Annotated in this window: 13 protein-coding genes and 1 pseudogene; 1 reads left to right on the top strand and 13 read right to left on the bottom strand. The window is 65.6% G+C overall.

Going from position 1 to position 20,389, the window contains the following annotated elements; translation table 11 throughout:
• Nucleotides 1-17: 17 nt before the first annotated feature.
• The 9 genes and pseudogenes from VGN62_RS07255 to VGN62_RS07215 form a co-directional block, all read right to left on the bottom strand.
• A complete protein-coding gene (locus VGN62_RS07255; protein WP_327452258.1) occupies nucleotides 18-1,538 on the bottom strand; it encodes an aldehyde dehydrogenase family protein in 1,521 nt (506 codons plus the stop codon).
• A 450-nt stretch (nucleotides 1,539-1,988) separates the two neighbouring features.
• Nucleotides 1,989-4,310, bottom strand: a complete 2,322-nt coding sequence (locus VGN62_RS07250; protein ID WP_041383328.1) for a heavy metal translocating P-type ATPase — start codon at nucleotides 4,308-4,310, stop codon at nucleotides 1,989-1,991.
• 361 nt (nucleotides 4,311-4,671) lie between these two features.
• A pseudogene (locus VGN62_RS07245) lies at nucleotides 4,672-5,897 on the bottom strand (IS3 family transposase); the annotation flags it as partial.
• A 755-nt stretch (nucleotides 5,898-6,652) separates the two neighbouring features.
• Nucleotides 6,653-9,880 (bottom strand): efflux RND transporter permease subunit, encoded by a 3,228-nt coding sequence (locus VGN62_RS07240; protein ID WP_011542721.1) that lies wholly within the window; start codon nucleotides 9,878-9,880, stop codon nucleotides 6,653-6,655.
• Nucleotides 9,881-9,883: 3 nt separating this feature from the next.
• Nucleotides 9,884-11,032: an efflux RND transporter periplasmic adaptor subunit gene (locus VGN62_RS07235; protein ID WP_011542720.1), complete on the bottom strand. Its 1,149-nt coding sequence runs from the start codon at nucleotides 11,030-11,032 to the stop codon at nucleotides 9,884-9,886.
• Between the two features lie 4 nt (nucleotides 11,033-11,036).
• Entirely contained in the window at nucleotides 11,037-12,308 is a 1,272-nt protein-coding gene (locus VGN62_RS07230; RefSeq protein ID WP_327452252.1) for a TolC family protein, read from the bottom strand.
• Between the two features lie 59 nt (nucleotides 12,309-12,367).
• Complete coding sequence (locus tag VGN62_RS07225; protein ID WP_041383326.1) at nucleotides 12,368-12,676, bottom strand: hypothetical protein; 309 nt, start codon at nucleotides 12,674-12,676, stop codon at nucleotides 12,368-12,370.
• 20 nt (nucleotides 12,677-12,696) lie between these two features.
• A complete protein-coding gene (locus VGN62_RS07220) occupies nucleotides 12,697-13,068 on the bottom strand; it encodes a DUF3703 domain-containing protein (protein WP_011542717.1) in 372 nt (123 codons plus the stop codon).
• A gap of 62 nt (nucleotides 13,069-13,130) precedes the next feature.
• Nucleotides 13,131-13,793, bottom strand: a complete 663-nt coding sequence (locus tag VGN62_RS07215) for a cation transporter (RefSeq protein ID WP_041383325.1) — start codon at nucleotides 13,791-13,793, stop codon at nucleotides 13,131-13,133.
• Between the two features lie 104 nt (nucleotides 13,794-13,897).
• Between VGN62_RS07215 and VGN62_RS07210 the strand changes: the two genes are divergently transcribed.
• Nucleotides 13,898-14,320, top strand: coding sequence for a MerR family transcriptional regulator (locus VGN62_RS07210; protein ID WP_011542715.1), 423 nt, complete (start codon nucleotides 13,898-13,900; stop codon nucleotides 14,318-14,320).
• A gap of 85 nt (nucleotides 14,321-14,405) precedes the next feature.
• Here the strand turns inward: VGN62_RS07210 and VGN62_RS07205 are convergent, their stop codons facing one another.
• The 4 genes from VGN62_RS07205 to VGN62_RS07190 are packed head-to-tail and all read right to left on the bottom strand — an operon-like array spanning nucleotide 14,406 to nucleotide 20,357.
• Nucleotides 14,406-14,774: a copper-binding protein gene (locus tag VGN62_RS07205; protein ID WP_011542714.1), complete on the bottom strand. Its 369-nt coding sequence runs from the start codon at nucleotides 14,772-14,774 to the stop codon at nucleotides 14,406-14,408.
• Nucleotides 14,771-17,905 (bottom strand): efflux RND transporter permease subunit, encoded by a 3,135-nt coding sequence (locus tag VGN62_RS07200; RefSeq protein ID WP_327452248.1) that lies wholly within the window; start codon nucleotides 17,903-17,905, stop codon nucleotides 14,771-14,773. Before VGN62_RS07200 ends, VGN62_RS07205 begins: the two co-directional genes overlap by 4 nt.
• Entirely contained in the window at nucleotides 17,902-19,131 is a 1,230-nt protein-coding gene (locus VGN62_RS07195; RefSeq protein ID WP_058455289.1) for an efflux RND transporter periplasmic adaptor subunit, read from the bottom strand. The genes VGN62_RS07200 and VGN62_RS07195 overlap by 4 nt, the downstream gene beginning before the upstream one ends.
• A complete protein-coding gene (locus tag VGN62_RS07190) occupies nucleotides 19,128-20,357 on the bottom strand; it encodes a TolC family protein (RefSeq protein WP_188235735.1) in 1,230 nt (409 codons plus the stop codon). Before VGN62_RS07190 ends, VGN62_RS07195 begins: the two co-directional genes overlap by 4 nt.
• Nucleotides 20,358-20,389 lie beyond the last annotated feature (32 nt).

The raw sequence follows: 20,389 nt of genomic DNA, 5'->3' as shown, positions 1-20,389 counted from the left end.
TCTCCTTCCGGGAGGGATCAGAACAGGCCGAGCGCATGCTCGTCATAGGAGACGAGCAGGTTCTTGGTCTGCTGATAATGGTCGAGCATCATCTTGTGATTTTCGCGTCCGAAACCCGACGCCTTATATCCGCCGAAAGCGGCATGTGCGGGATAGTGATGGTAGCAGTTGGTCCAGACCCGCCCGGCCTCGATCGCGCGGCCGAGCCGGTAGGCCGTGTTGCCGTTGCGGGTCCAGACGCCCGCGCCGAGGCCGTAGGCGGTATCGTTGGCGATCGCGATCGCCTCGTCGACTGTCTTGAATGTGGTCACCGACAGCACCGGCCCGAAGATCTCTTCCTGGAAGATGCGCATCCGATTTTCGCCGAGGAACACGGTGGGCTGCACGAAATAGCCCCGATCGAGTTCGCCGCCGGGGAGCGCCCGCGCGCCGCCGGTCAGGCATTGCGCACCCTCGGCTTTTCCGATGTCGATATAGCCGAGGATCTTGTGGAGCTGATCTTCGGACGCCTGGGCGCCGATCTGGACCGAAGGGTCGAGCGGGTCGCCTTGGCGGATCGCTGTGACACGCGCCACGGCGCGCTCGATGAAACGGTCGAAGATCGATTCGTGGATCAACGCGCGCGAGGGACAGGTGCAGACCTCGCCTTTGTTGAACGCGAAGAGCGTGAAGCCCTCCAGCGCCTTGTCGAAGAAGGCGTCCTCCTCGTCGAGCACGTCGGCCATGAAGATGTTGGGCGACTTGCCGCCAAGTTCCATCGTCTGGGGGATGAGATGGTCGGCGGCCGCATGCATGATCTGCTTGCCGGTGACCGTCTCGCCCGTAAAGGAGACCTTGGCGATCCGTGGATTGGCGGCGATCGCCTGGCCAACGGTCCGTCCAGGTCCCGTCACGACGTTGAACACGCCAGGCGGCAGAATATCGGCGGTGAGCTCTGCGAACATCAGCAATGTCAAAGGCGTCTGGGACGCAGGTTTGATCACCGTGCAATTGCCCGCGGCAAGTGCCGGGGCGATTTTCCAGGCTGCCATGAGCAGCGGGAAGTTCCACGGGATGATCTGCCCGACGACGCCAAGCGGCTCGCGGAAATGATAGGCGATCGTGTCGGCATCGATCGTCGAGATCGCGCCCTCTTCCGCCCGGATGCAGCCGGCGAAGTAGCGGAAGTGGTCGATCGCCAGGGGCACGTCGGCGGCGCGCGTCTCGCGGATCGGCTTGCCGTTGTCGATCGTCTCGGCGAAGGCCAGCAGCTCCAGATTGTCTTCCAGCCGGTCGGCGATCCGGTTGAGCAACCGGGCACGCTCGGCTGGCGATATCTTGGCCCACTGATCCTTGGCCGCGTGCGCCGCATCGAGAGCGCGCTCGACATCTTCCGGAGTTGATAGTGCGAACTCGGCGATCAGGGCGCCGTTGATCGGGCTCGTATCGGCGAAATATTCTCCCGTGGCGGGGGCACTCCAACGACCACCGATGAAATTGTCATAGCGATGCCGGAAGGACGGCGCGGCATTGATGGTGCTGAAGGCCTGTTCGAACATGATCGCGCTCCATTAGCTGTCTTGAGCTAGATCGCCTCAATGCCGTCCCGACCGTCCCTTCAATATACGTAAGTTACGAATCCACTCTGGAGCGGCCCGGTATTCGCACGGATCATGCGACTGGATCCTCGTCCGAGGTCAGGCCGTTTCATGATCCTGACCGACCAGTCCGGGTCCGGATGCCCGAGATTCTCCGGCGGGTCGCGACCGAGGCAGCCGGTTGGGGAATGGCCCGCCGAGGGTGCGAAGCGGGTCATAAGTTGTCGTTGGGCTCGCTTGTTTCCCTCTCAGCAACCGCCCCTCGACACACCCGAAGATCCGCCCCGCGTTCGTGAGCCTCGCGCATATTCCCGAGAGGGACTTTGGTTTCGCTCATCAAACCGAGCTTGCCCGAGAGAGGCTGTTCGCTGTTCCTCGCCCGTATACGCAATGTGCGAAGCGCCGCACGGATCAGATTTTCACCAGGCGCAGTCGCAACGAATTGCCGATCACGCTGACCGAAGAGAGCGCCATCGCGGTGGCGGCGATAATCGGCGACAGCAGCAAGCCGAAAACCGGATAGAGCGCGCCAGCCGCGATCGGAATCCCGGCGACATTATATGCGAAGGCGAAGAAGAGATTCTGGCGAATATTCCGCATCGTGGCATGGCTGAGATGCCGCGCCCGGACGATACCCATCAGGTCGCCATGGAGCAGCGTCACTCCGGCGCTCTCGATCGCGACATCGGTGCCCGATCCCATCGCGATCCCGACATCGGCAGCAGCGAGCGCGGGCGCGTCGTTGACGCCGTCGCCGGCCATTGCGACAATTCTCCCTTCCTCGCGAAGGCGCGTTACCACGGCACTCTTCTGGTCCGGCAGGACGTCGGCCTCGACATCGGCAATATCGAGGCGCCGCGCTATCGCCTGCGCGGTCGTGCGGTTGTCGCCCGTCAGCATGATTACCTTGATGCCGGCCTCCCTGAGCGCCCTGAGCGCTGCCGGAGTTGTCTCCTTTACCGGATCGGCGATGGCGATGACGCCCGCTGCGCGCCCGCCGATTGCCAGGAAAATGGCGGTAGCCCCGTCCCCGCGCAGCCGGTCGGCCGGACCCGCGAGGTCGCCGGGGCCGATATCATATTCGGCCAGGAAACTCGCGTTGCCCGCCTGCACGGTTTGCCCGTCGACCATGCCGACTATGCCCTTGCCAACCGGCTGGTCGACTGCGGTCGGTTCGAGGAGCTTGATCCCGCGCTGCTCGGCGGCCTGGACGATCGCCTGTGCCAGCGGGTGTTCGCTTGTACGTTCAAGGCTTGCCGCAATGCGCAGAATCTCTTCCTCGGCAAAACCCTCCGCAACTTCGATGGCGACGACCGAAGGCTTTCCGGCCGTCAGCGTTCCGGTCTTGTCGACGACCAGAGTGTCGACCTTCTCCATGCGCTCCAGGGCCTCGGCGTTCTTGATCAGCACTCCAGCCTCGGCACCGCGGCCAACGCCGACCATGATCGACATCGGCGTCGCGAGACCGAGCGCGCAGGGGCAGGCGATAATGAGGACCGCGACAGCGGCCACAAGTCCATATCCCATCGATGGCGCCGGGCCGAATAGCGACCAGGCGACGAAGGCAACCAGTGCGACCAGAATGACAGTCGGCACGAACCAGGCCGATACCGCATCGGCGAGCCGCTGAATTGGGGCACGGCTGCGCTGGGCGTCGGCCACCATCTGCACAATACGCGCAAGCATCGTATCGCGGCCGACCTTCTCGCTTCGCATCACAAGTCCGCCGGTCTGATTGATCGTTCCACCGATCAGCGCGGCCCCGATGTCCTTCGTGATGGGCATGGATTCCCCGGTAACCATGGATTCATCGACCGTGCTCCGCCCTTCCATGACGATACCGTCTACCGGGACCTTCTCGCCAGGGCGGACTCGCAGGACGTCGCCTACCACAACCTCGGAAAGGTCTATTTCCTCGTCGCTGCCGTCCGCGGCGACGCGGCGGGCGAGCTTCGGTGAAAGATCGAGAAGCGCCCGGATCGCGCCACTGGTTGTCTCGCGGGCGCGCAGTTCGAGTAGCTGGCCGAGCAGCACCAACACCGTGATTACGGCGGCTGCCTCGAAATAGACCGCCACCGAACCGTCCGCGGCGCGGAAAGCATCTGGAAAGATATCGGGCAAGAGTGCTGCGACCATGCTGTAAAGCCAGGCAACGCCTGTCCCCATTGCGATCAGCGTGAACATGTTGAGGTTACGCGTACGCAGCGACTGCCAGCCGCGCTCGAAGAACGGCCAGCCCGCCCAGAGGACGACGGGCGTCGCAAGCAGCATCTGGACCCAATTACTAGCCTGGCGGGAGATCAGCATATGAAGTCCGGTCATGTGCCCGCCCATCTCGAGGGCAAGGACCGGAAGCGCAAGCACCAGGCCGATCCAGAAGCGTCGGCGCATGTCCCGATATTCTTCGCTCGGGCCGTCGGTGGCTTCGGGAACGATAGGCTCCAATGCCATTCCGCAGATCGGGCAAGCTCCTGGTCCCGGCCGCTGGATCTCGGGATGCATCGGACACGTCCAGATCGCGCCCTTCGGAGGGGGCGGTGCCGAGTTCTCCGCGCCGCCGTGATAGCGAGCCGGGTCCGCTCTGAACTTGCCCAGACATCCCGCACTGCAGAAATAATGATGGACGCCGGCATGCGTGAGCTGGTGAATACTCGTCTCCGGATCGACTGCCATCCCGCAGACGGGATCGGTAACCGCGCCTTCCGCCAAATGGCCATGATGCTGATGATCCATTGTCAGAAGCTCCTGTCAGATTTCCAGCTCAACCGCCTTTCACCAGGCGGCATGATTGCAACTCGCCTTCATTCGGATCGTCATTCTCTGATATACGCAAAAATCACATTCCCCTCAGCCTTGTCGGACTCACTCCTCTTGTGTTGCGCCACCTTAACCGTCACCGGCTTACCGTGGGCGCGGCTTCCTTCTGTTCGCGCATCGATCGCGGCGGCGCTCCGTGCCAAATGATCGCGACGGTCTATGTGGCTCTCGCTCCACTCAGGGAAGGCCGTCGGTTAAATAGGTGTCCGTCGTCAGAACATTCGGCACAACTCGCGGCGTAGATTAGCGGAGTGCGGACCTCGTCAGGGGGTTGATGTTAGGCGGCGAACTTGCGGTGCTGCAAGCGCCGATGTTCGATGGTCTGTCGCTTGATCCTTTCGCGCAGTTTGATGATTGCCGGAGCCCTGCCGAAGTAGGCGTCGGCAGGCGTCACGTTGGCCAGGCTCTCGTGGTATCGCTGGTGATTGTAGTGCTCGACGAAGGTCTCGATGTGGGCTTCGAGGTCGCCGGGCAGGAAGTAGTTTTCCAGCAAGATGCGGTTTTTCAGGGTCTGGTGCCAGCGCTCGATCTTGCCCTGGGTTTGGGGATGACACGGGGCGCCGCGGACATGGCTCATCTTCCGGGCCTCGATGTATTCCGCCAGCTCACCCGCGATGTAGCTGGGGCCATTATCGCTGAGTATCCGGGGTTTGTGCAGCACCGTGGCGCTGTCGCAACCAGAAGCCGCCAGGGCGAGGTCCAGCGTGTCGGTGACGTCCTCGGCTCGCATGTTGGTGCACAGCTTCCAGGCGATGATGTAGCGTGAGAAGTCGTCGAGCACGGTCGACAGATACATCCAGCCCCACCCGATGATCTTGAAGTAGGTGAAGTCGGTCTGCCACATCTCGTTCGGCCGCGTGGTTTTCGTGTGGAACTGATCGGCAGCCTTGATCACGACATAGGCCGGGCTGGTGATCAGGTCGTGGGCCTTCAACAGGCGGTAAACCGTGGATTCCGACACGAAGTAGCGCTGCCCTTCGGTGAAGCGCACGGCCAGTTCCCGGGGGCTCAGCTCAGACTGTTCCAGCGCCAGCTCGATGATCTGGTCGTGGATGCCCGCCGGGATGCGGTTCCACACCCGGCTCGGCGCCGATGGCCGATCTTCCAACGCCTCCGGCCCGCCTTCGAGGTAGCGATCATACCAGCGGTAGAATGTCCGACGAGGGATGCCGAGTTGGTCCAGCGTGCGCTTGGCCGACAGGTGCGACTGCTCGACGGTTCTGATGATCTCGAGCTTCTCGGATGCGGGATATCTCATTCGTCGTTGCCCCCATCCGCGACCATGCTTTTTTTGAGCAGACGGTTTTCCAGTGTCAGATCGGCCACGCATTCCTTCAGGGCCCGGGCTTCGCGGCGCAGGTCCTGGACCTCTCCGGTGGTCGCGGCACGGGCGGTGTCGCCGGCCAGGCGGCGCTTGCCAGCTTCCATGAACTCCTTCGACCAGGTGTAATACAGGCTCTGGGCAATGCCTTCCTTGCGGCATAGCTCGGCGATCGAGGGTTCGAATCCCTTCGCCCGCTCCAGTTTTCCTAGTAATTCCAGTCACTTACGCCAAAAGGCGGCGTAATATGCCGCGTTACGTCGAGCCGCATTTCGTCTCGCGTAATAAGGACGTAATATGATGACGGCGAGCCGACGGGTGTGTCTAGGAAAGGATTGGCGCTTAGCGTGCTGCAACTACCGGATCGGGGCCCAAGCGCGCAGTAGAATGAGTCGGTCCCTCCGATCGGCTGGGTTGCGTCAAAATTGCTGGAGTGGAACGCCAACGGCGTGACCCCTTCGGAAACGGCTGCCCGGCCGAGGCGGAAGAGGACGTTGTCATGTTCTCCGGCAGCGATTTCCACCCACTCCAGCCAAGCGGTTGCGGAGCAGATAGATGTTCAAATCGGTATAGATACGCCGAACCGGGCGGAATATCTAACGCACGGGGAAATCGGACAGGTCTAGCGCGCGTCTGCGATGATCGACTCGCTTCCACCGACGATGTCGGCGGAAGCGTGAAGATGCCCGCGGTTTACGACTCTGCTCGTCCCGGCTCGTTGGGCGCTTCCGGTGACGAGCACCTCATCCGTTCCGGGCTGGACCTGGATCCAGATTTTTAGAATTCTGATCCCTTACGATGTGAATCGCCGGGCAATGTGGCAACCTGTTCACGAAGTCGTCGAGAATCGGCGCCCGGGCGCCAGCGAGCAGCATGGTCGCCCGCCGGTTCAACAGAACCGCAGCCTTGCGTGCCGCGCGTCTTGTCGTGCTGATCATTAGGGGGTGCTCGCAGATAGGCTGTCGTCGTACTGCAAATGATCTTCCCGCAGGTCGGCTTCCCGGCTGCCATAGCGGGCATAGAGGGTCGGAAGTACGAAGAGCGTGAGCAGGGTCGCCGAGATCAGTCCCCCAATCACCACCGTCGCGAGCGGCTTCTGCACTTCGGCGCCCGCGCCGGTCGCGAGCGCCATCGGCACGAACCCGAGGCTGGCGACGAGCGCGGTCATCACGACGGGGCGAAGGCGCATGAGCGCGCCTTGCCTTGCGGCTTCGGCCCGCGCCATGCCCGAGCGCATCAGTTCCTGGATCGACGACACCATCACGAGGCCGTTGAGCACCGCGATACCCGAGAGCGCGATGAACCCGACTGCTGCCGAGATGGAGAAGTCCATCCCGCGCAGGAACAGTGCTAGCACGCCGCCGATCAGTGCCAGCGGAACCCCGGTGAACACGATCGCCGCATCGCGCGACGATCGAAGCGCGCCATAGAGCAGCAGCAGGATCAGGATGAAGCAGGCCGGGACGACGAGCTGAAGCCGGTCGCGTGCGGAGGCGAGATTCTCGAACTGGCCGCCCCATTCAAGGTAGCTGCCGGCGGGGAGGCGAACATCCTTAGCGATGCCGGCCTTGGCGTCGGCCACGACGTCGGAGATCGCGCGGCCGCGGACGTTGGCCTGGACGACGACGCGCCTCTTCCCGTTTTCGCGGCTGATCTGGTTCGGTCCCTCGACGATACGGATATCGGCGACGCTCGCAAGCGGCACGAAGGCGCCGCCCGCCACCGGGACCTGTACCTGTTCGAGCACCGACAGGTCAGCGCGCTGCGCGTCGGACAGCCGGATGACGATCGGGAAGCGCCGGTCGCCTTCGAAGATCGTGCCGGCCTCGCGGCCGCCGATCGTTGCGGTGACGACATCCTGCACGTCACGCGCGCTGACGCCGAGCCGCGCCATCGCGTCGCGGTTCGCCCGAATGTCGAGCATCGAGAGACCTTCGGTTTCTTCGACGCGCACGTCGCTCGCGCCTTCGGTCTTCCGCAAGATTGCGGCGACTTGCTGCGCGGTCGCGTTCATCGCGTCGAAGTCGTCGCCATAGACCTTGATCGCAATGTCACCGCGCACGCCCGCAATCAGCTCGTTGAAGCGCATCTGGATCGGCTGAGTGATCTCATAGGCATTGCCCGGGATCTTGTTCAGTTCCTTCTCCAGCCGCTCGACGAGTTCGGCCTTGGGGAGGCTTGGGTCGGGCCATTCTTTGCGAGGCTTGAGGATCACGAAATTGTCGGTCGCGTTGGGCGGCATCGGATCGGACGCGAGGTCCGCCGTGCCGGTCTTCGAGAAGACGATCGCGACCTCGGGCTGCCTTGCGAGCATCCGCTCGATCGGCACTTGCATGGCCTGGCTCTGTTCGACGGACGTCGAGGGCACGCGAAACGCCTGGATCAGGAGATCTCCCTCGTCGAGCTGCGGCAGGAAGACCTGGCCGAGTGAGAAGAAGGCGAGGATCGCGATGACGAACCCCCCGATGCCCGCGCCGAGGGTGATCTTGGGCTTGCTAATCGCGCGGTCGAGACCCGGCTCGTAGCGTTGCTTCAGCCACGCCATGATGCGGCCCTCTTTTTCTTCGACCCGCTTCGAAAGCCAGATCGCGATCGCGGCGGGGACGAATGTGAGCGAGAGGATGAAGGCGAAAGCGAGCGCGATGATCACGGTCAGCGCCATCGGGATGAAGGTCTTGCCCTCGACCCCGCTCAAGGTGAGCAAGGGCACATAGACGAGGATGATGATCGCCTGCCCGTAGACAGACGGTCGCACCATCTCGCGCGCGGCCGATGCAACGGTCGCGAGACGTTCCTGGACGGTCAGGATGCGGCCGTGGCGATGCTGGAGGTCGGCCATGCGCCGCAGCGCATTCTCGACGATGATGACGGCGCCATCGACGATGAGGCCGAAGTCGAGTGCGCCGAGGCTCATCAGGTTCGCCGAGACGCCGGCGCGCAGCATGCCGAAGCTGGTGAGCAGCATCGTGATCGGGATGACGAGCGCCGCGATCAGCGCTGCGCGGAAATTGCCGAGCAGCAGGAAAAGCACGACAATGACGAGCAGCGCACCCTCGGTCAGGTTCTTGCCGACCGTCCAGATCGTCGAATTGACGAGCTTGGTACGATCGAGCGCCGGCTCGATAACGACATCGGGCGGCAGCGAGGCGTTTACCTCCTTCAGCCGGTCTGCGACCGCGGTCGCGACCGTCCGGCTGTTCTCGCCGATGCGCATGACCGCGGTGCCGACGACGACTTCGGTGCCATTTTCAGAGGCTGAACCCATGCGAACCGCCTGTCCGGTGCGGACCGTCGCCACCTGGTCGAGCGTGATCGGAACGCCCGCGCGCGTTGCGACGACGGTGCGTGCCAGCTCGGCGGTGTCGCGGACCAACGCGTCCGAACGAACGGCGAGCCCTTCGCCATTGCGCTCGACGACGCCGCCGCCGACCGCACTATTGTTGCGTTCGAGGGCTTCGGCGAGCTCGGTGAGGCTGAGGTCGAGCGCGGCGAGGCGCTGCACGTCGGGAACGACCAGATACTGCTTCGAATAGCCGCCGATCGCATCGACGCCCGCGACGCCGGGAACCGTCCGGACGAGCGGCGTGACGATCCAGTCCTGCGTCGTGCGAAGATAGGTCGACTTGTCGGCCTCGGTGACGAGCCGTTCGCCTTCGGGGGTCACATAGCTGCCGTCAGGCTGGAGGCCGGGCTCGCCGGCCTTGTGCGCATCGTCTTTGCGGTGCGCGAGGCGGACCGTCCACATATAGACGTCGCCGAGACCCGTCGCGATCGGCCCCATCTCCGGGCGAACCCCGTCGGGTATATTCTCGGTTGCCTCGTTGAGGCGTTCGCCGACCTGCTGGCGCGCGAAATAAATGTCGGTCGAATCGTCGAAGACCGCGGTGACCTGCGCGAAGCCGTTGCGGCTCAGCGACCTTGTGTGATCGAGGCCGGGGATCCCCGCGAGCGCGGTCTCGATCGGGAAGGCGACCTGCTTCTCGACGAGTTCGGGCGAGAGCGCGGGGGCGCGGACGTTGATCTGGATCTGGTTGTTGGTGATGTCGGGAACCGCGTCGATCGGCAGGCGCGACAATGCTGTCGCCCCGATTATGGCGGCGATGGCGGTGAGCAGGACGACAAGCCAGCGCTTTTCGACCGCCCAGGTAACGATACGAGCGATCATGGCTTAGTCCTCATCGCCTGCTTCGCCCTTGCCGATCTCGGCCTTGAGCGAAAAGCTGTTGGTGATGGCGATCTGCTCGGTGCCCTTGAGCCCGGAGCGGACGATGACATTGGCTCCCGCGCGGTCGCCGAGCACCACGGGGACAGCCTCGAACCCGTCCTTGGTACGCACGAACACGACGCTCTTGCCCTCGACGGTCTGGATCGCGGTCGCGGGAACGCTGATCGAGCCGACGCCGCCGCTCGCAGCCAGCGCGACCGAGGCGGTCACGGCTTCGCCGACGCGCCATTGGCCGGCGCGATTGTCGAGGATCGCGATTGCGGGCACGAGCTTCGTGGCCGGATCGAGCGCGGGCGAGACGAAGCTGATCTTGCCGGTCGCCTGGCGTCCAGGCGCGCTCACCGAGACGACGGCGCCGGGCCGGATACGACCGGCGTCGGCGGGCTGGAGGTTCAGCGAGAGCGAAACGCTCGAGAGGTTGGCGATGCGATAGAGTTCTGCATCGGCGGGAACCGTCTGACCGAGCACCACGCTGCGCGCGATTACCTGGCCCGAAATCGGCGCGGTAATGGCAATCCGGTTGAGCTGGCCGCCGCCGCCCCCTGCGGCGGATACCTGCTGCTGCGCGAGTTGATAGGCGATCCTGGCTTCGGTCGCGGCCGTGCGTGCCGCAATCACATCCTGCTCGGGCGACACGCGCTGTGCGAACAGCCGCTCCTCGCGTGCGAGATTGGAGTTGGCAAGCGCTAATCGGGCACGCGTGGCCTGCACCTCGCCCTGGAGCTGCGCGGCCTCGCGGCTCTCGACAATCGCAAGCGTCTGCCCACGGCCGACGCTCTGTCCGAGATTGCGGTTGAGCGCGACGATCCGCCCGCCGATCGCGGCCGACACGGCCTGCGTTCCTTGCGGATCGCCTTCGATCGTTGCGGGCAATTGCAGCGCGCCGGCGCTGCCGATGGTCGGGCTGCCGAGCGCGATCCCCGCGATCTTGATCTGCTCGTTGGTGAGGGTGATCTTGCCCTCGTCGGCATGGCCGGCCTCTTCCTCGCCATGCTCGTCGGCGGGTTTGGCGGTCTCGCCGCCACCGCAGGCGGCGAGGAACAGCGGCAGCGTCGCGGCGAGCAGCAGCTTTCGGTTGATAGTGATAGTCATCGGGTCAATTTCCTTCGAGCGGCGCGGGAGCCGTCAGGCGTTCCAACCGGGCCTTGGCGAGTTGATAGGAGGCGAGGGCTTCGATCGACGCGGAGCGCATCTCGGTCAGCGTCCGTTCGGCATCGAGCAGTTCGAGCTGTCCGAACTTGCCCTCGCGGTAGCCGATGCGCGCAATGCGCGCGGCTTCCATGGCCGAGGACAGAGCGGGGCCGCTCGCGACGCGCGCCGCCGCGGCCGCATTGGCAGCCTCGACTTCGGCGTCGCTGATCTTCTGCTCGATATCGAGCGCGGTGACGCGGCGCTGCGCGTCGGCACGCCGCCGTTCGGCATTCGCCTGGTCGACCGCGGCGCGTCCGTTGTTGAACAGCGGCAGCGGCACCGAGACGCTGAACACCGCAGCGACATCGTTGGTGGCTTCGAGCCGGCGAACGCCCGGCCCGACGGTAAGATCGGGCACGCGCTGCGAACGCGCCAGTTCGACGCCGGCATCCGCGGTGGCGAGGTCGGCATCGGCCGCCGCCAGCGCGAGCGTGCCAGCCGCCGATACAGGGCGGGGCGGACCCATGGTGCCGCTTCCGGGGCCGCCGAGTACCGCGACATCGAGCGGGCCGGTGACCGGGCGGCCAATGCGGCGCGCGAGACTGGCGCGCGCGGCATCGGCGAAGCGGCGCGCTTTCTCGGCCTCGGTTTCGGCGGTCAGGCGCGCGACTTCGGCGCGTTCTTGTTCGAGCGGCGAGGCGCGCCCCGCTTGCACTCTTATGGTCGCGGCGCGCGCCGTGTCGCCGGCGATACGATATTGGTCCTCGGCAATCGCGACACGCACTTCGGCGGCCGAGGCCTGGATATAGAGTTCGGTGACCTGGAACCGGATATCGGCCTGCGCAATCGCCTGCGCGATTTGCGCGCGGTGCGCCGCCGCATCGGCAACCGCGATCCGGGCCTGCCGCTTGCCGCCGAGTTCGAGCGGGATCGCGACGCTTGCCGTGATATCGGCGCCATTGACGCCATTATAGGGCCCGGTGCCGACGAAATTCTCGACTTCGACCGAAAGCGCTGGGTTGGGGCGCAGCCCCGCGACTCGGCGGGCTGCGCTTGCGGCATCAACGTCCGCCGCTGCGGCTTCCGCCGCGGGCGCGCTGCCGCCCGCGAGCGCAACCGCCTCGTCGAGCGTCAGGAGCGGTCCTGATATCTGCCGGCTTTCGGTGCCGACCTCCTGTGCCTGCGCTATCGCAACGCACGATGTGGCTGCCACGAGGGCAACAACGATCCTGTACATAATTCCATCCTCGATTGAGCCGATAGATCGCCGCGCGAATGCGCGAGCGCGTCAAGACGTCAGGCGAGGGGCGGGTCGAGAAGGGGCGGCAGGACGCGCGATGGTCGCTGCACGACCGGCGCGGCAAATAGTGGCCCACGCGCCGGGGCCAGCGGGGCTTCGCTGACCGTCTGATGCTGGTCCGGCGCCATGGGGCAATGATGATGGCCGCTATGGGCGAATTTCTTTGCCGGTTCGCCCGGCACTTGCTTGCCGCCGTCCCTGTCCAGCGAATAGGCGGTGCCTTGATCGGCAATATGCGCGGACGCGGGCTCACAGAATTGCAGGGTGCAAAGCAGCACGCCCACAATCACCAGCAGTCGCATCATCGCACCAGCCATAAAGCCCCCTATCGACCCGTCATCTGTTTGTCGCGGCGTGACATCGCGGCGGCCAGATCGGATGGAATCGCCATGGGTTGGAACGCGCTGACCCGCGCCCGCCCACTATTGCCTGCCGGGATCCGGCCCGTCAGCGATCCCAGAGGGACGAGGGCCAGCCGGAAAATCTGCCCCGCCGCTTCGCGCCAGTCGCCGAGCGCCATCGCGAAACCGAGCATGTGGCCATGCGACGACAGGTGAATGCCGAAGAAGGGCTGCGCAACGATGTGCGCGCGCTCGAGCGCGCGCCAGGCCGCGGGATAATCGCCGGCCCGCCGCGCGGCCCGGTAATGCGTCATCTCGGCGGCGATCAGGCCGGCAGCTTGACGTCGATCCAGCATGCTCGCGACATTTCCCTTTGCGTCGATTCGCCGGCCTTATGCACCCTGTAGCAACTACAGGGTCAAGCCTGACCACGAATCCCTTGTTCCGACAGTTGGCGCAGCTCGGTCCGCGCGCTGCGAAGAATTTCATAGGCCGAATGCAGGAAGAGCGCTGCAATGATGGCGGCCACTGCAAGGTCGGGCCAGGCCTGGCCGGTCCATGCGACGAGACCCGCAGCGATGATTACCGCGACATTGGCGACCGCGTCATTGCGGCTGAACAGCCAAACAGCGCGGACATTGGCGTCGCCTTCGCGAAACCGCGAGAGGACCGCCGCCGAGGTGAGATTGACGAGCAGTGCAACGAAGCCGATGCCGCCCATGAGCTCGGCTTCGGGCGGAACCGCTGTCAGGGCGCGCCACAGCGCGACGCCGATGACGCCGAGCCCGAGCGTCAGCAGGAACAGGCCTTGGGCAAGAGCGATGCGGGTGCGGGCGAGCGCCGTCCAGCCGATCGCGACGAGGCCGGCCAGCGTGATGGTGCCGTCGCCGATGAAGTCGAGCGAGTCGGCCTTCAGCGCCTGGCTGTTGGCGATGAATCCGCCGACGATCTCGATAGCGCCGAAGCCGAGATTTAGGATAACCACGATCCAAAGAGCACGGCGATAGGCCGGGTCCTTTTCCGCGCGCACCGGGTCTCCCGTGCAGCCGCAGCCGTCGCCGTTCTCGGATCCCTCCGCCATCGCGTCTTCACTCCATGGTGGTGGCGCGCTCTTCGCTTTGCCGCCTTCAACTTCGGACGAGGACCGCCTATACATCCTCCAGTCACTGGAGGATCAAGCATAATATGACCAAGCGGCTCGCGATCGGCGACCTTGCCCGGGAGACCGGGACCAAGGTCAACACCATCCGCTTCTATGAAGAGATCGGGCTGCTGCCCGAAGCCCTGCGCACCGCTTCGGGACGGCGAAGCTATGATGCGGCCGACCTTCGGCGGCTCGCCTTCGTCCGCCACGGCCGGCAGCTCGGTTTTTCGATCCCCGAAATCCGCTCGCTGCTGGCGCTTTCGGATCAGCCCGACCGCGATTGCGGCGAGGCTGCGGCGATCGCGCGCGCGCATCTTGCCGATATCGGCATCCGCATCGCGCGGCTCGAAACCTTGCGCTCGGCGCTGACCGAGGTCGCGACCTCCTGCGAGGGCGGCCGGGCCGCCGAATGCCGGGTGATCGAGGCGATCGCGGGCACCGAACTCGCGCTCCAGACCGATTGATCGATCCGACCGGACGCATCCGGGTTCGGGGAAGGAAGGGGCTGGCGCGCGCGACGACTGGCTTCGCCGCGCGCGCCGGCGGATATTATGGCGCCTTGTCGAGCTTGGTGATCGTCCCGGCCTTACCGTTCCAGTCGAGCTCGAACGCGACCTTGTCGCCGACCTTGATGTCCTTCAGCAGCTCGGGCTTTGCGGCGAAGCCCATCGTCATCGGCGGCCATTCGAGTTCGGCGATCGCGCCATGATCGAGCGTGACCTGTCCCTTCGCGCTATCGATTGCGGTCACGGTCGCCGTGCCCTTGCCATGTTTGGTTTCGGCGGGCATCGCCATGGTTCCGGCGTCATCGGCCATCGCGGCCTTTTCTTCGGTCTTCGGCGCTTCGCCCTGCTTGCCGCAGCCGGCAAGTCCTGCGCTGAGCGCGATGCCCAGTGCGATGGCGGTCAAATTCTTCATGTCATTTCTCCTTCGGGTTGAACGGGATGGGCCGCGCGCCTGCGCATCAGCAGATAGGCGGCGGGAATGATGAGCATCGAGAGCAGCGGCGCGGTCAGCATGCCGCCGATCATCGGCGCGGCGATGCGGCTCATCACTTCGGAGCCGGTGCCGGTCCCGACGAGGATCGGGAACAGGCCCGCGAGGATCACCGCGACGGTCATCGCCTTCGGCCGGACGCGAAGCAGCGCGCCCTCGCGAACCGCGGCCAATATGTCGCCATCGCCGCGATCGGCGAGCGCATGCTTGAGGTAGATGAGCATGACGACCCCGAACTCGGCGGCGACGCCGGCGAGCGCGATGAACCCGACCGCGCTCGCGACCGACTGGTTGTAACCGAGCAGATAGAGCAGCCAGAGCCCGCCGGTGAGTGCAAAGGGCAAGGTCGCCATGATGAGCAGCGCCTCGTCCCAGCGGCGGAAGATGAGGTAGAGCAGGATGAAGATGATCGCGAGCGTGACCGGCACGACCACCTTCATCCGCTCGGTCGCACGAACGAGGAACTCGAACTGCCCGGTGTAGGAGATGCTGACGCCGGGGGGCAGCTCGACATCGCGCGCGATCGCCCGCTGGATGTCGTGCACCAGACCCTGCAAATCGCGGCCGCGGCTGTCGACATAGATCCAGGTCACCGGGCGGCCATTCTCGCTGCGCAGCATCGGCGGCCCGTCGCTGACCTTGACGCTCGCCACCGTCCCGAGCGTGATCTGCTGGCGCGACGGCGTCAGGATCGGAAGGGCCGCGAGCTCGCCGATGCTGTCGCGCATCTCGCGTGGATAGCGGACGCTGATCGGATAGCGCGCGAGCCCCTCGACCGTCTGGCCGATCGTCTCGCCGCCGATCGCGCCCGCGACGATCGCCTGCACGTCGGCGACGTTGAGACCATAGCGCCCCGCGGCGGCGCGATCGATGTCGACGTCGATATAACGGCCGCCAGTCAGGCGCTCGGCCAGCGCCGAGGCGACGCCGGGGACGGTCCTGACTACGCCCTCGATGCGCTTCGCGGTGCGGTCGATCTCGGCAAGATCCGAGCCCGCGACCTTGATGCCGACCGGGCTTTTGATCCCGGTCGCGAGCATGTCGATGCGGTTGCGGATCGGCGGGATCCAGAAATTGGCGAGCCCAGGGACCCGGACCCGCGCGTCGAGCTCCTCGATCAATTTCTCCTCGGTCATGCCGGGGCGCCACTGGTCCTTCGGCTTGAAGCGGATCGTCGTCTCGAACATCTCGAGCGGCGCGGGGTCGGTGGCGCTGTCGGCGCGGCCCGCCTTGCCGAACACGCTTTCGACCTCTGGCACCGTCTTGATCAGCCGATCGGTCTGCTGGAGCAGGCTCGACGCCCGCGCTGCTGAGATGCCGGGAAGCGCTGAGGGCATGTAGAGGAGATCGCCCTCATGCATCTGCGGCATGAACTCGCCGCCGATCTGGGTCATCGGCCAGAGGCTGGTGGCGAAGACGAGGCCGGCGATGAGGAGCGCCTTTTTCGGCCGTTCGAGCACCCAGTCGAGTGCCGGGCGATAGGCGCGGGTCAGCCAGCGGTTGACCGGATTGGCCTGTTCGGCCGGGATCTTTCCGCGGATCAGCCAGCCCATCAGCACCGGGATGAGCGTGATCGAGAGGATCGCAGCGGCCGCCATCGCATAGGTCTTGGTGAAGGCGAGCGGCGCGAAGAGCCGCCCTTCCTGGCCTTCGAGCGTGAAGATCGGCAAGAAGGAGAAGGTGATAATGAGAAGGCTGAGGAACAGCGCCGGGCCGACCTCGGCGGCGGCATCGGTGATGACGCGCCAGCGCTCGGCGCCCTTCAATTCCTCGCCCGGATGATCGCGCTCCCAATGTTCGAGATGCTTGTGGGCATTTTCGATCATCACCACCGCCGCATCGACCATCGCGCCGACCGCGATCGCGATGCCGCCGAGCGACAGGATATTGGCGTTGAGCCCCTGCAGCCGCATGACGATGAAGGCGATGAGGATGCCGAGCGGCAGGGTCAGGATGGCGACCAGCGCCGACCGGGCGTGCCACAGGAACAGCGCGCAGACGAGCCCGACGATGATGAATTCTTCGACGAGCTTCGAGGTGAGATTGTCGACCGCACGATCGATCAGCCCCGAACGGTCGTAGGTGGTGACGATCTCGACCCCCGGCGGCAGGCTGCGCTTGAGCTCGGCGAGCTTGGCGCGCACGCCGTCGATGACCTCGCGGGCATTCTTGCCCTCGCGCATGACGATCACGCCGCCCGCGACCTCGCCCTCGCCATTGAGTTCGGCGATGCCGCGCCGCGTGTCGGGGCCGATCTGGACCGTCGCAACATCGCCGACCGTCACCGGGATGCCGCCGCCGGCGGTGCGGATCGGGACGCTGCGGAAATCGTCGAGCGATTTCAGATAGCCGCCCGCGCGCACGATATATTCGGCCTCGGCGAGTTCGAGGCTGCCGCCGCCGCTTTCCTGGTTTGCGCGCTTGAGGGCGTCTGCCACGTCGGTTGCGGTCACGCCGAAGGCGGCAAGCTTCTGCGGATCGACGATGATCTGATATTGGCGCACCATGCCGCCGATGCTCGCGACCTCGGCGACGCCCGGCACTGACTTCAGTTCGAAGCGCAGGAACCAGTCCTGGAGGCTGCGGAGCTCGGCAAGATCGTGGCGGCCGCTCTTGTCGACGAGCGCATATTCATAGATCCACCCGACCCCGGTCGCGTCGGGGCCGAGGCTCGCCCGCGCGCCGTCGGGGAGCCGGCTCTGCACCTGGCTCAGATATTCGAGCACGCGGCTGCGCGCCCAATAGGGATCGGTGCCGTCGTCGAAGAGCACATAGACGAAGCTGTCGCCGACGAAGCTGTAGCCGCGCACGACGCGCGCGCCGGGCACCGAGAGCATTGTCGTCGTGATCGGATAGGTGACCTGATCCTCGACGATCCGCGGCGCCTGACCCGCATAGGTGGTGCGGATGATGACCTGGACGTCGGAGAGATCGGGCAGGGCATCGACCGGCGTCGTGCGCACCGCGGCGATCCCGAGCAGGGTCAGGATCAGCGCCGCCGCGACGACGAGCCCGCGCGCCGCGACCGAAGCGCGAATGATCTTCGCGATCATTGCGCGGGCTCCAGCGGACGGACGGTGAGGCCGGTCAGGCTCGCCTCGGAATCGAGCAGGAACTGGCCCGACGCGACGACCTTTTCGCCGGGAGCGAGCCCCTGCAATATCTCGGTCTTGCCACCACCTTCGCGTCCAGTGATCACTTCGGCGGGATGGTAGCGCCCGTCGCCCTTCTCGAGCATCACGATGCTGCGCGTGCCGGTGCGGATCACCGCTTCGCTCGGCACCAGCAGCGCCGGTTTGGCATCGCCCCCGAGCGCCACCACCGCGAACATGCCGGGGCGGAGACGCCCGCCGCGATTGGCGAGTTCGACGCGCACCGTCAGCGTCCGGCTGTCGGCCGATGCAGTGGGCAGGATCGCAATGATCCTGCCGGTGAATGCTTCGCCGGGAAAGGCGGTGAGCGTCGCGGTCGCGCGCTGGCCGACCTGTACGAGTCCCGCCTGCGCTTCGGGGAGCGCGGCGTTGAGCCACACCGTGCCGAGCCCCGAGATTTCGGCGAGCGTCTGCCCCGCGGCAAGCGTCACGCCCGCACGCGCGCCCAGCGTCTGGACTACGCCGCCGATCGGCGCGCGGACGGTCATCCGGCCGCCGGTGCGTCCGGTCCGGTCGACTTCGACAATCACGCCTTCGGGCATGCCCATCAACCGCAGCCGCTGCCGCGCCGCCGCAGTGAGGTCGGGACGTCCGAGTTTCTTGACGCTCAGATATTCGGTCTGCGCGCCGCCCCATTCGGGCAATTGCAGGTCGGCGATCGGCGTGCCGGCGCCGATGACGTCGCCGGGCGCGAGGCGATAGACGCGCTCGACGAATCCGCCCGAGCGCGCCTGGACGATCGTGACGTCGCGCTGGTTGAAATCGATGCTGCCGTTGACGTCGAAGGTCGCCGCGAGGCTGCCCATTTCGGCCACGACCACCCTTATGCCGAGGCTCTGCCGCGCGGCAGGATCGACCGACACGCCCGGTGCCGCGCCGCTGCCCTCGTCGGCATATTTGGGCTCGAGCTGCATGTCCATGAAGGGCGACTTGCCGGGCTTGTCGAATTTCTGGTTCGGGAACATCGGATCATAATAATAGAGGATCTTGCGCCCGCCGCTGCCTGCCGCTTCGCTTGGCGCATCGCTCTGACCGCTCTGTCCCAGCCAGTAACCGCTGCCGCCCGCGATCAGCACCGCGGCCAATATTCCGGCGCGCCAACGCGCCGCTGATGTTGCATCGGTCATCGACCTGCCTCCCCATAAATAGTGTTGATCCGGATCGCGTCGCGCGCGACCTCGGCTTCGCGAGCGAGCGCATCGACTTCGGCCTCGGCGAGCGCGAGTGTCGACAGGAGTGCGGTCCCGAGATCGAGCTTTCCGGCGGCGTAGCTGGCGAGATCGAGCTCGGCGCGCTTCTTCGCGAGCGGCACGAGCCGCGTGCGCGCATTGGCGAGTTGTTCATGATGCATGCGGTGATCGGCGAGATCGGCGTCGAGCCCCGCCGCGATGTCGCGCTTGGCGGCCTCACGGTCGAGCCGGGCGCGCGTCGCCTCGCTGGCGCGCGCGGCGATCTTGGGATCCTGCCGCCTTTTCGAGAAGAAGGGCAGATCTACGGTGACGCCAACCGTGACGAGGTCGCCAAAATTGGGCTCGCGCCGCCCATAGGCCGCGTTGACGCTCCAGTCGGGGCGCTTGTCTGCGCGGGCGAGACCGGTCTCGGCATCGGCGGCGAGGGCGCGGGCATCGAGCGCGCGCAGCCTTGGCAGGGCGTCGATTCCGGAGCGCAATCCTTGCTCGTCGATCATTTGCGGCGGCAAGTCTCCCAGCGTGTCGGCGGCTGCGTCGCCGGTAAAGCGCGCGAGCTGCGCGCGGGCGCGGGCAATCTCGGCGGCGAGTGCGCTGCGGCGATCATTGATCGCGGCGCGAAGCTGATCGGGTTCAAGCGCCTGTGCCGGGCGCGCAGCGCCGCTGGCCAGCCGCGCGGTCACCGTCGCTTGAAGGTCTTCAAGACCAGAATCGAGCAGGTCGAGTTCCTTGAGACGCTTCTTGGCGTAGTAAAGGTCGACCCAGGCAAGCGCGGTCGCGAGCCTGATATCCTGCGCGGTGACCGCCTCGTCGGCGCGGGCGATTCCGATGTCGGCCTGCGCACGCGTTGCGCGCGCGCGGCGCTTGGCGGGGTTCGGGAACTCCTGGCTGACGCCGACGACCTGCATCGTGAAGTCGTCGCGATTGAACCGGCCCGCGTCGGGCCCGGTCACCGGGAAATCCTGCAGGACGATATTGAGTTTCGGGTCGGGCAGCCGGTCGGCGGCGATCGCCGCCGATTGGGCAGCATCGATGCCGGCTTCGCGACCCTGCAATTCGGGCGCCTCTGATGCCGCGCGGTCGAGCGCCGTATCGAGCGTCATCGGCTCGGCATGTAGCGCCGCGGGCGTCGGGATAAGCAAAACTGCCGCAAGATATATGCGCATATGTCCCCCTCTTTCGAGTCAGGCGGAAATGT

Source organism: Sphingopyxis sp. (assembly GCF_035998905.1).
Taxonomy (GTDB): domain Bacteria; phylum Pseudomonadota; class Alphaproteobacteria; order Sphingomonadales; family Sphingomonadaceae; genus Sphingopyxis.
The sequence above is the reverse complement of the archived record's forward strand: the minus strand, read 5'-3'. Positions and strand labels throughout refer to the sequence as shown.

Coding starts and splice junctions, on each gene's coding strand:
- VGN62_RS07240 (WP_011542721.1), bottom strand. CDS start 9,880: ATGATCGCTCGTATCGTTACCTGGGCGGTCGAAAAGCGCTGGCTTGTC.
- VGN62_RS07205 (WP_011542714.1), bottom strand. CDS start 14,774: ATGAAGAATTTGACCGCCATCGCACTGGGCATCGCGCTCAGCGCAGGA.
- VGN62_RS07225 (WP_041383326.1), bottom strand. CDS start 12,676: ATGATGCGACTGCTGGTGATTGTGGGCGTGCTGCTTTGCACCCTGCAA.
- VGN62_RS07215 (WP_041383325.1), bottom strand. CDS start 13,793: ATGGCGGAGGGATCCGAGAACGGCGACGGCTGCGGCTGCACGGGAGAC.
- VGN62_RS07190 (WP_188235735.1), bottom strand. CDS start 20,357: ATGCGCATATATCTTGCGGCAGTTTTGCTTATCCCGACGCCCGCGGCG.
- VGN62_RS07210 (WP_011542715.1), top strand. CDS start 13,898: ATGACCAAGCGGCTCGCGATCGGCGACCTTGCCCGGGAGACCGGGACC.
- VGN62_RS07250 (WP_041383328.1), bottom strand. CDS start 4,310: ATGGATCATCAGCATCATGGCCATTTGGCGGAAGGCGCGGTTACCGAT.
- VGN62_RS07200 (WP_327452248.1), bottom strand. CDS start 17,905: ATGATCGCGAAGATCATTCGCGCTTCGGTCGCGGCGCGCGGGCTCGTC.
- VGN62_RS07220 (WP_011542717.1), bottom strand. CDS start 13,068: ATGCTGGATCGACGTCAAGCTGCCGGCCTGATCGCCGCCGAGATGACG.
- VGN62_RS07255 (WP_327452258.1), bottom strand. CDS start 1,538: ATGTTCGAACAGGCCTTCAGCACCATCAATGCCGCGCCGTCCTTCCGG.
- VGN62_RS07235 (WP_011542720.1), bottom strand. CDS start 11,032: ATGACTATCACTATCAACCGAAAGCTGCTGCTCGCCGCGACGCTGCCG.
- VGN62_RS07195 (WP_058455289.1), bottom strand. CDS start 19,131: ATGACCGATGCAACATCAGCGGCGCGTTGGCGCGCCGGAATATTGGCC.
- VGN62_RS07230 (WP_327452252.1), bottom strand. CDS start 12,308: ATGTACAGGATCGTTGTTGCCCTCGTGGCAGCCACATCGTGCGTTGCG.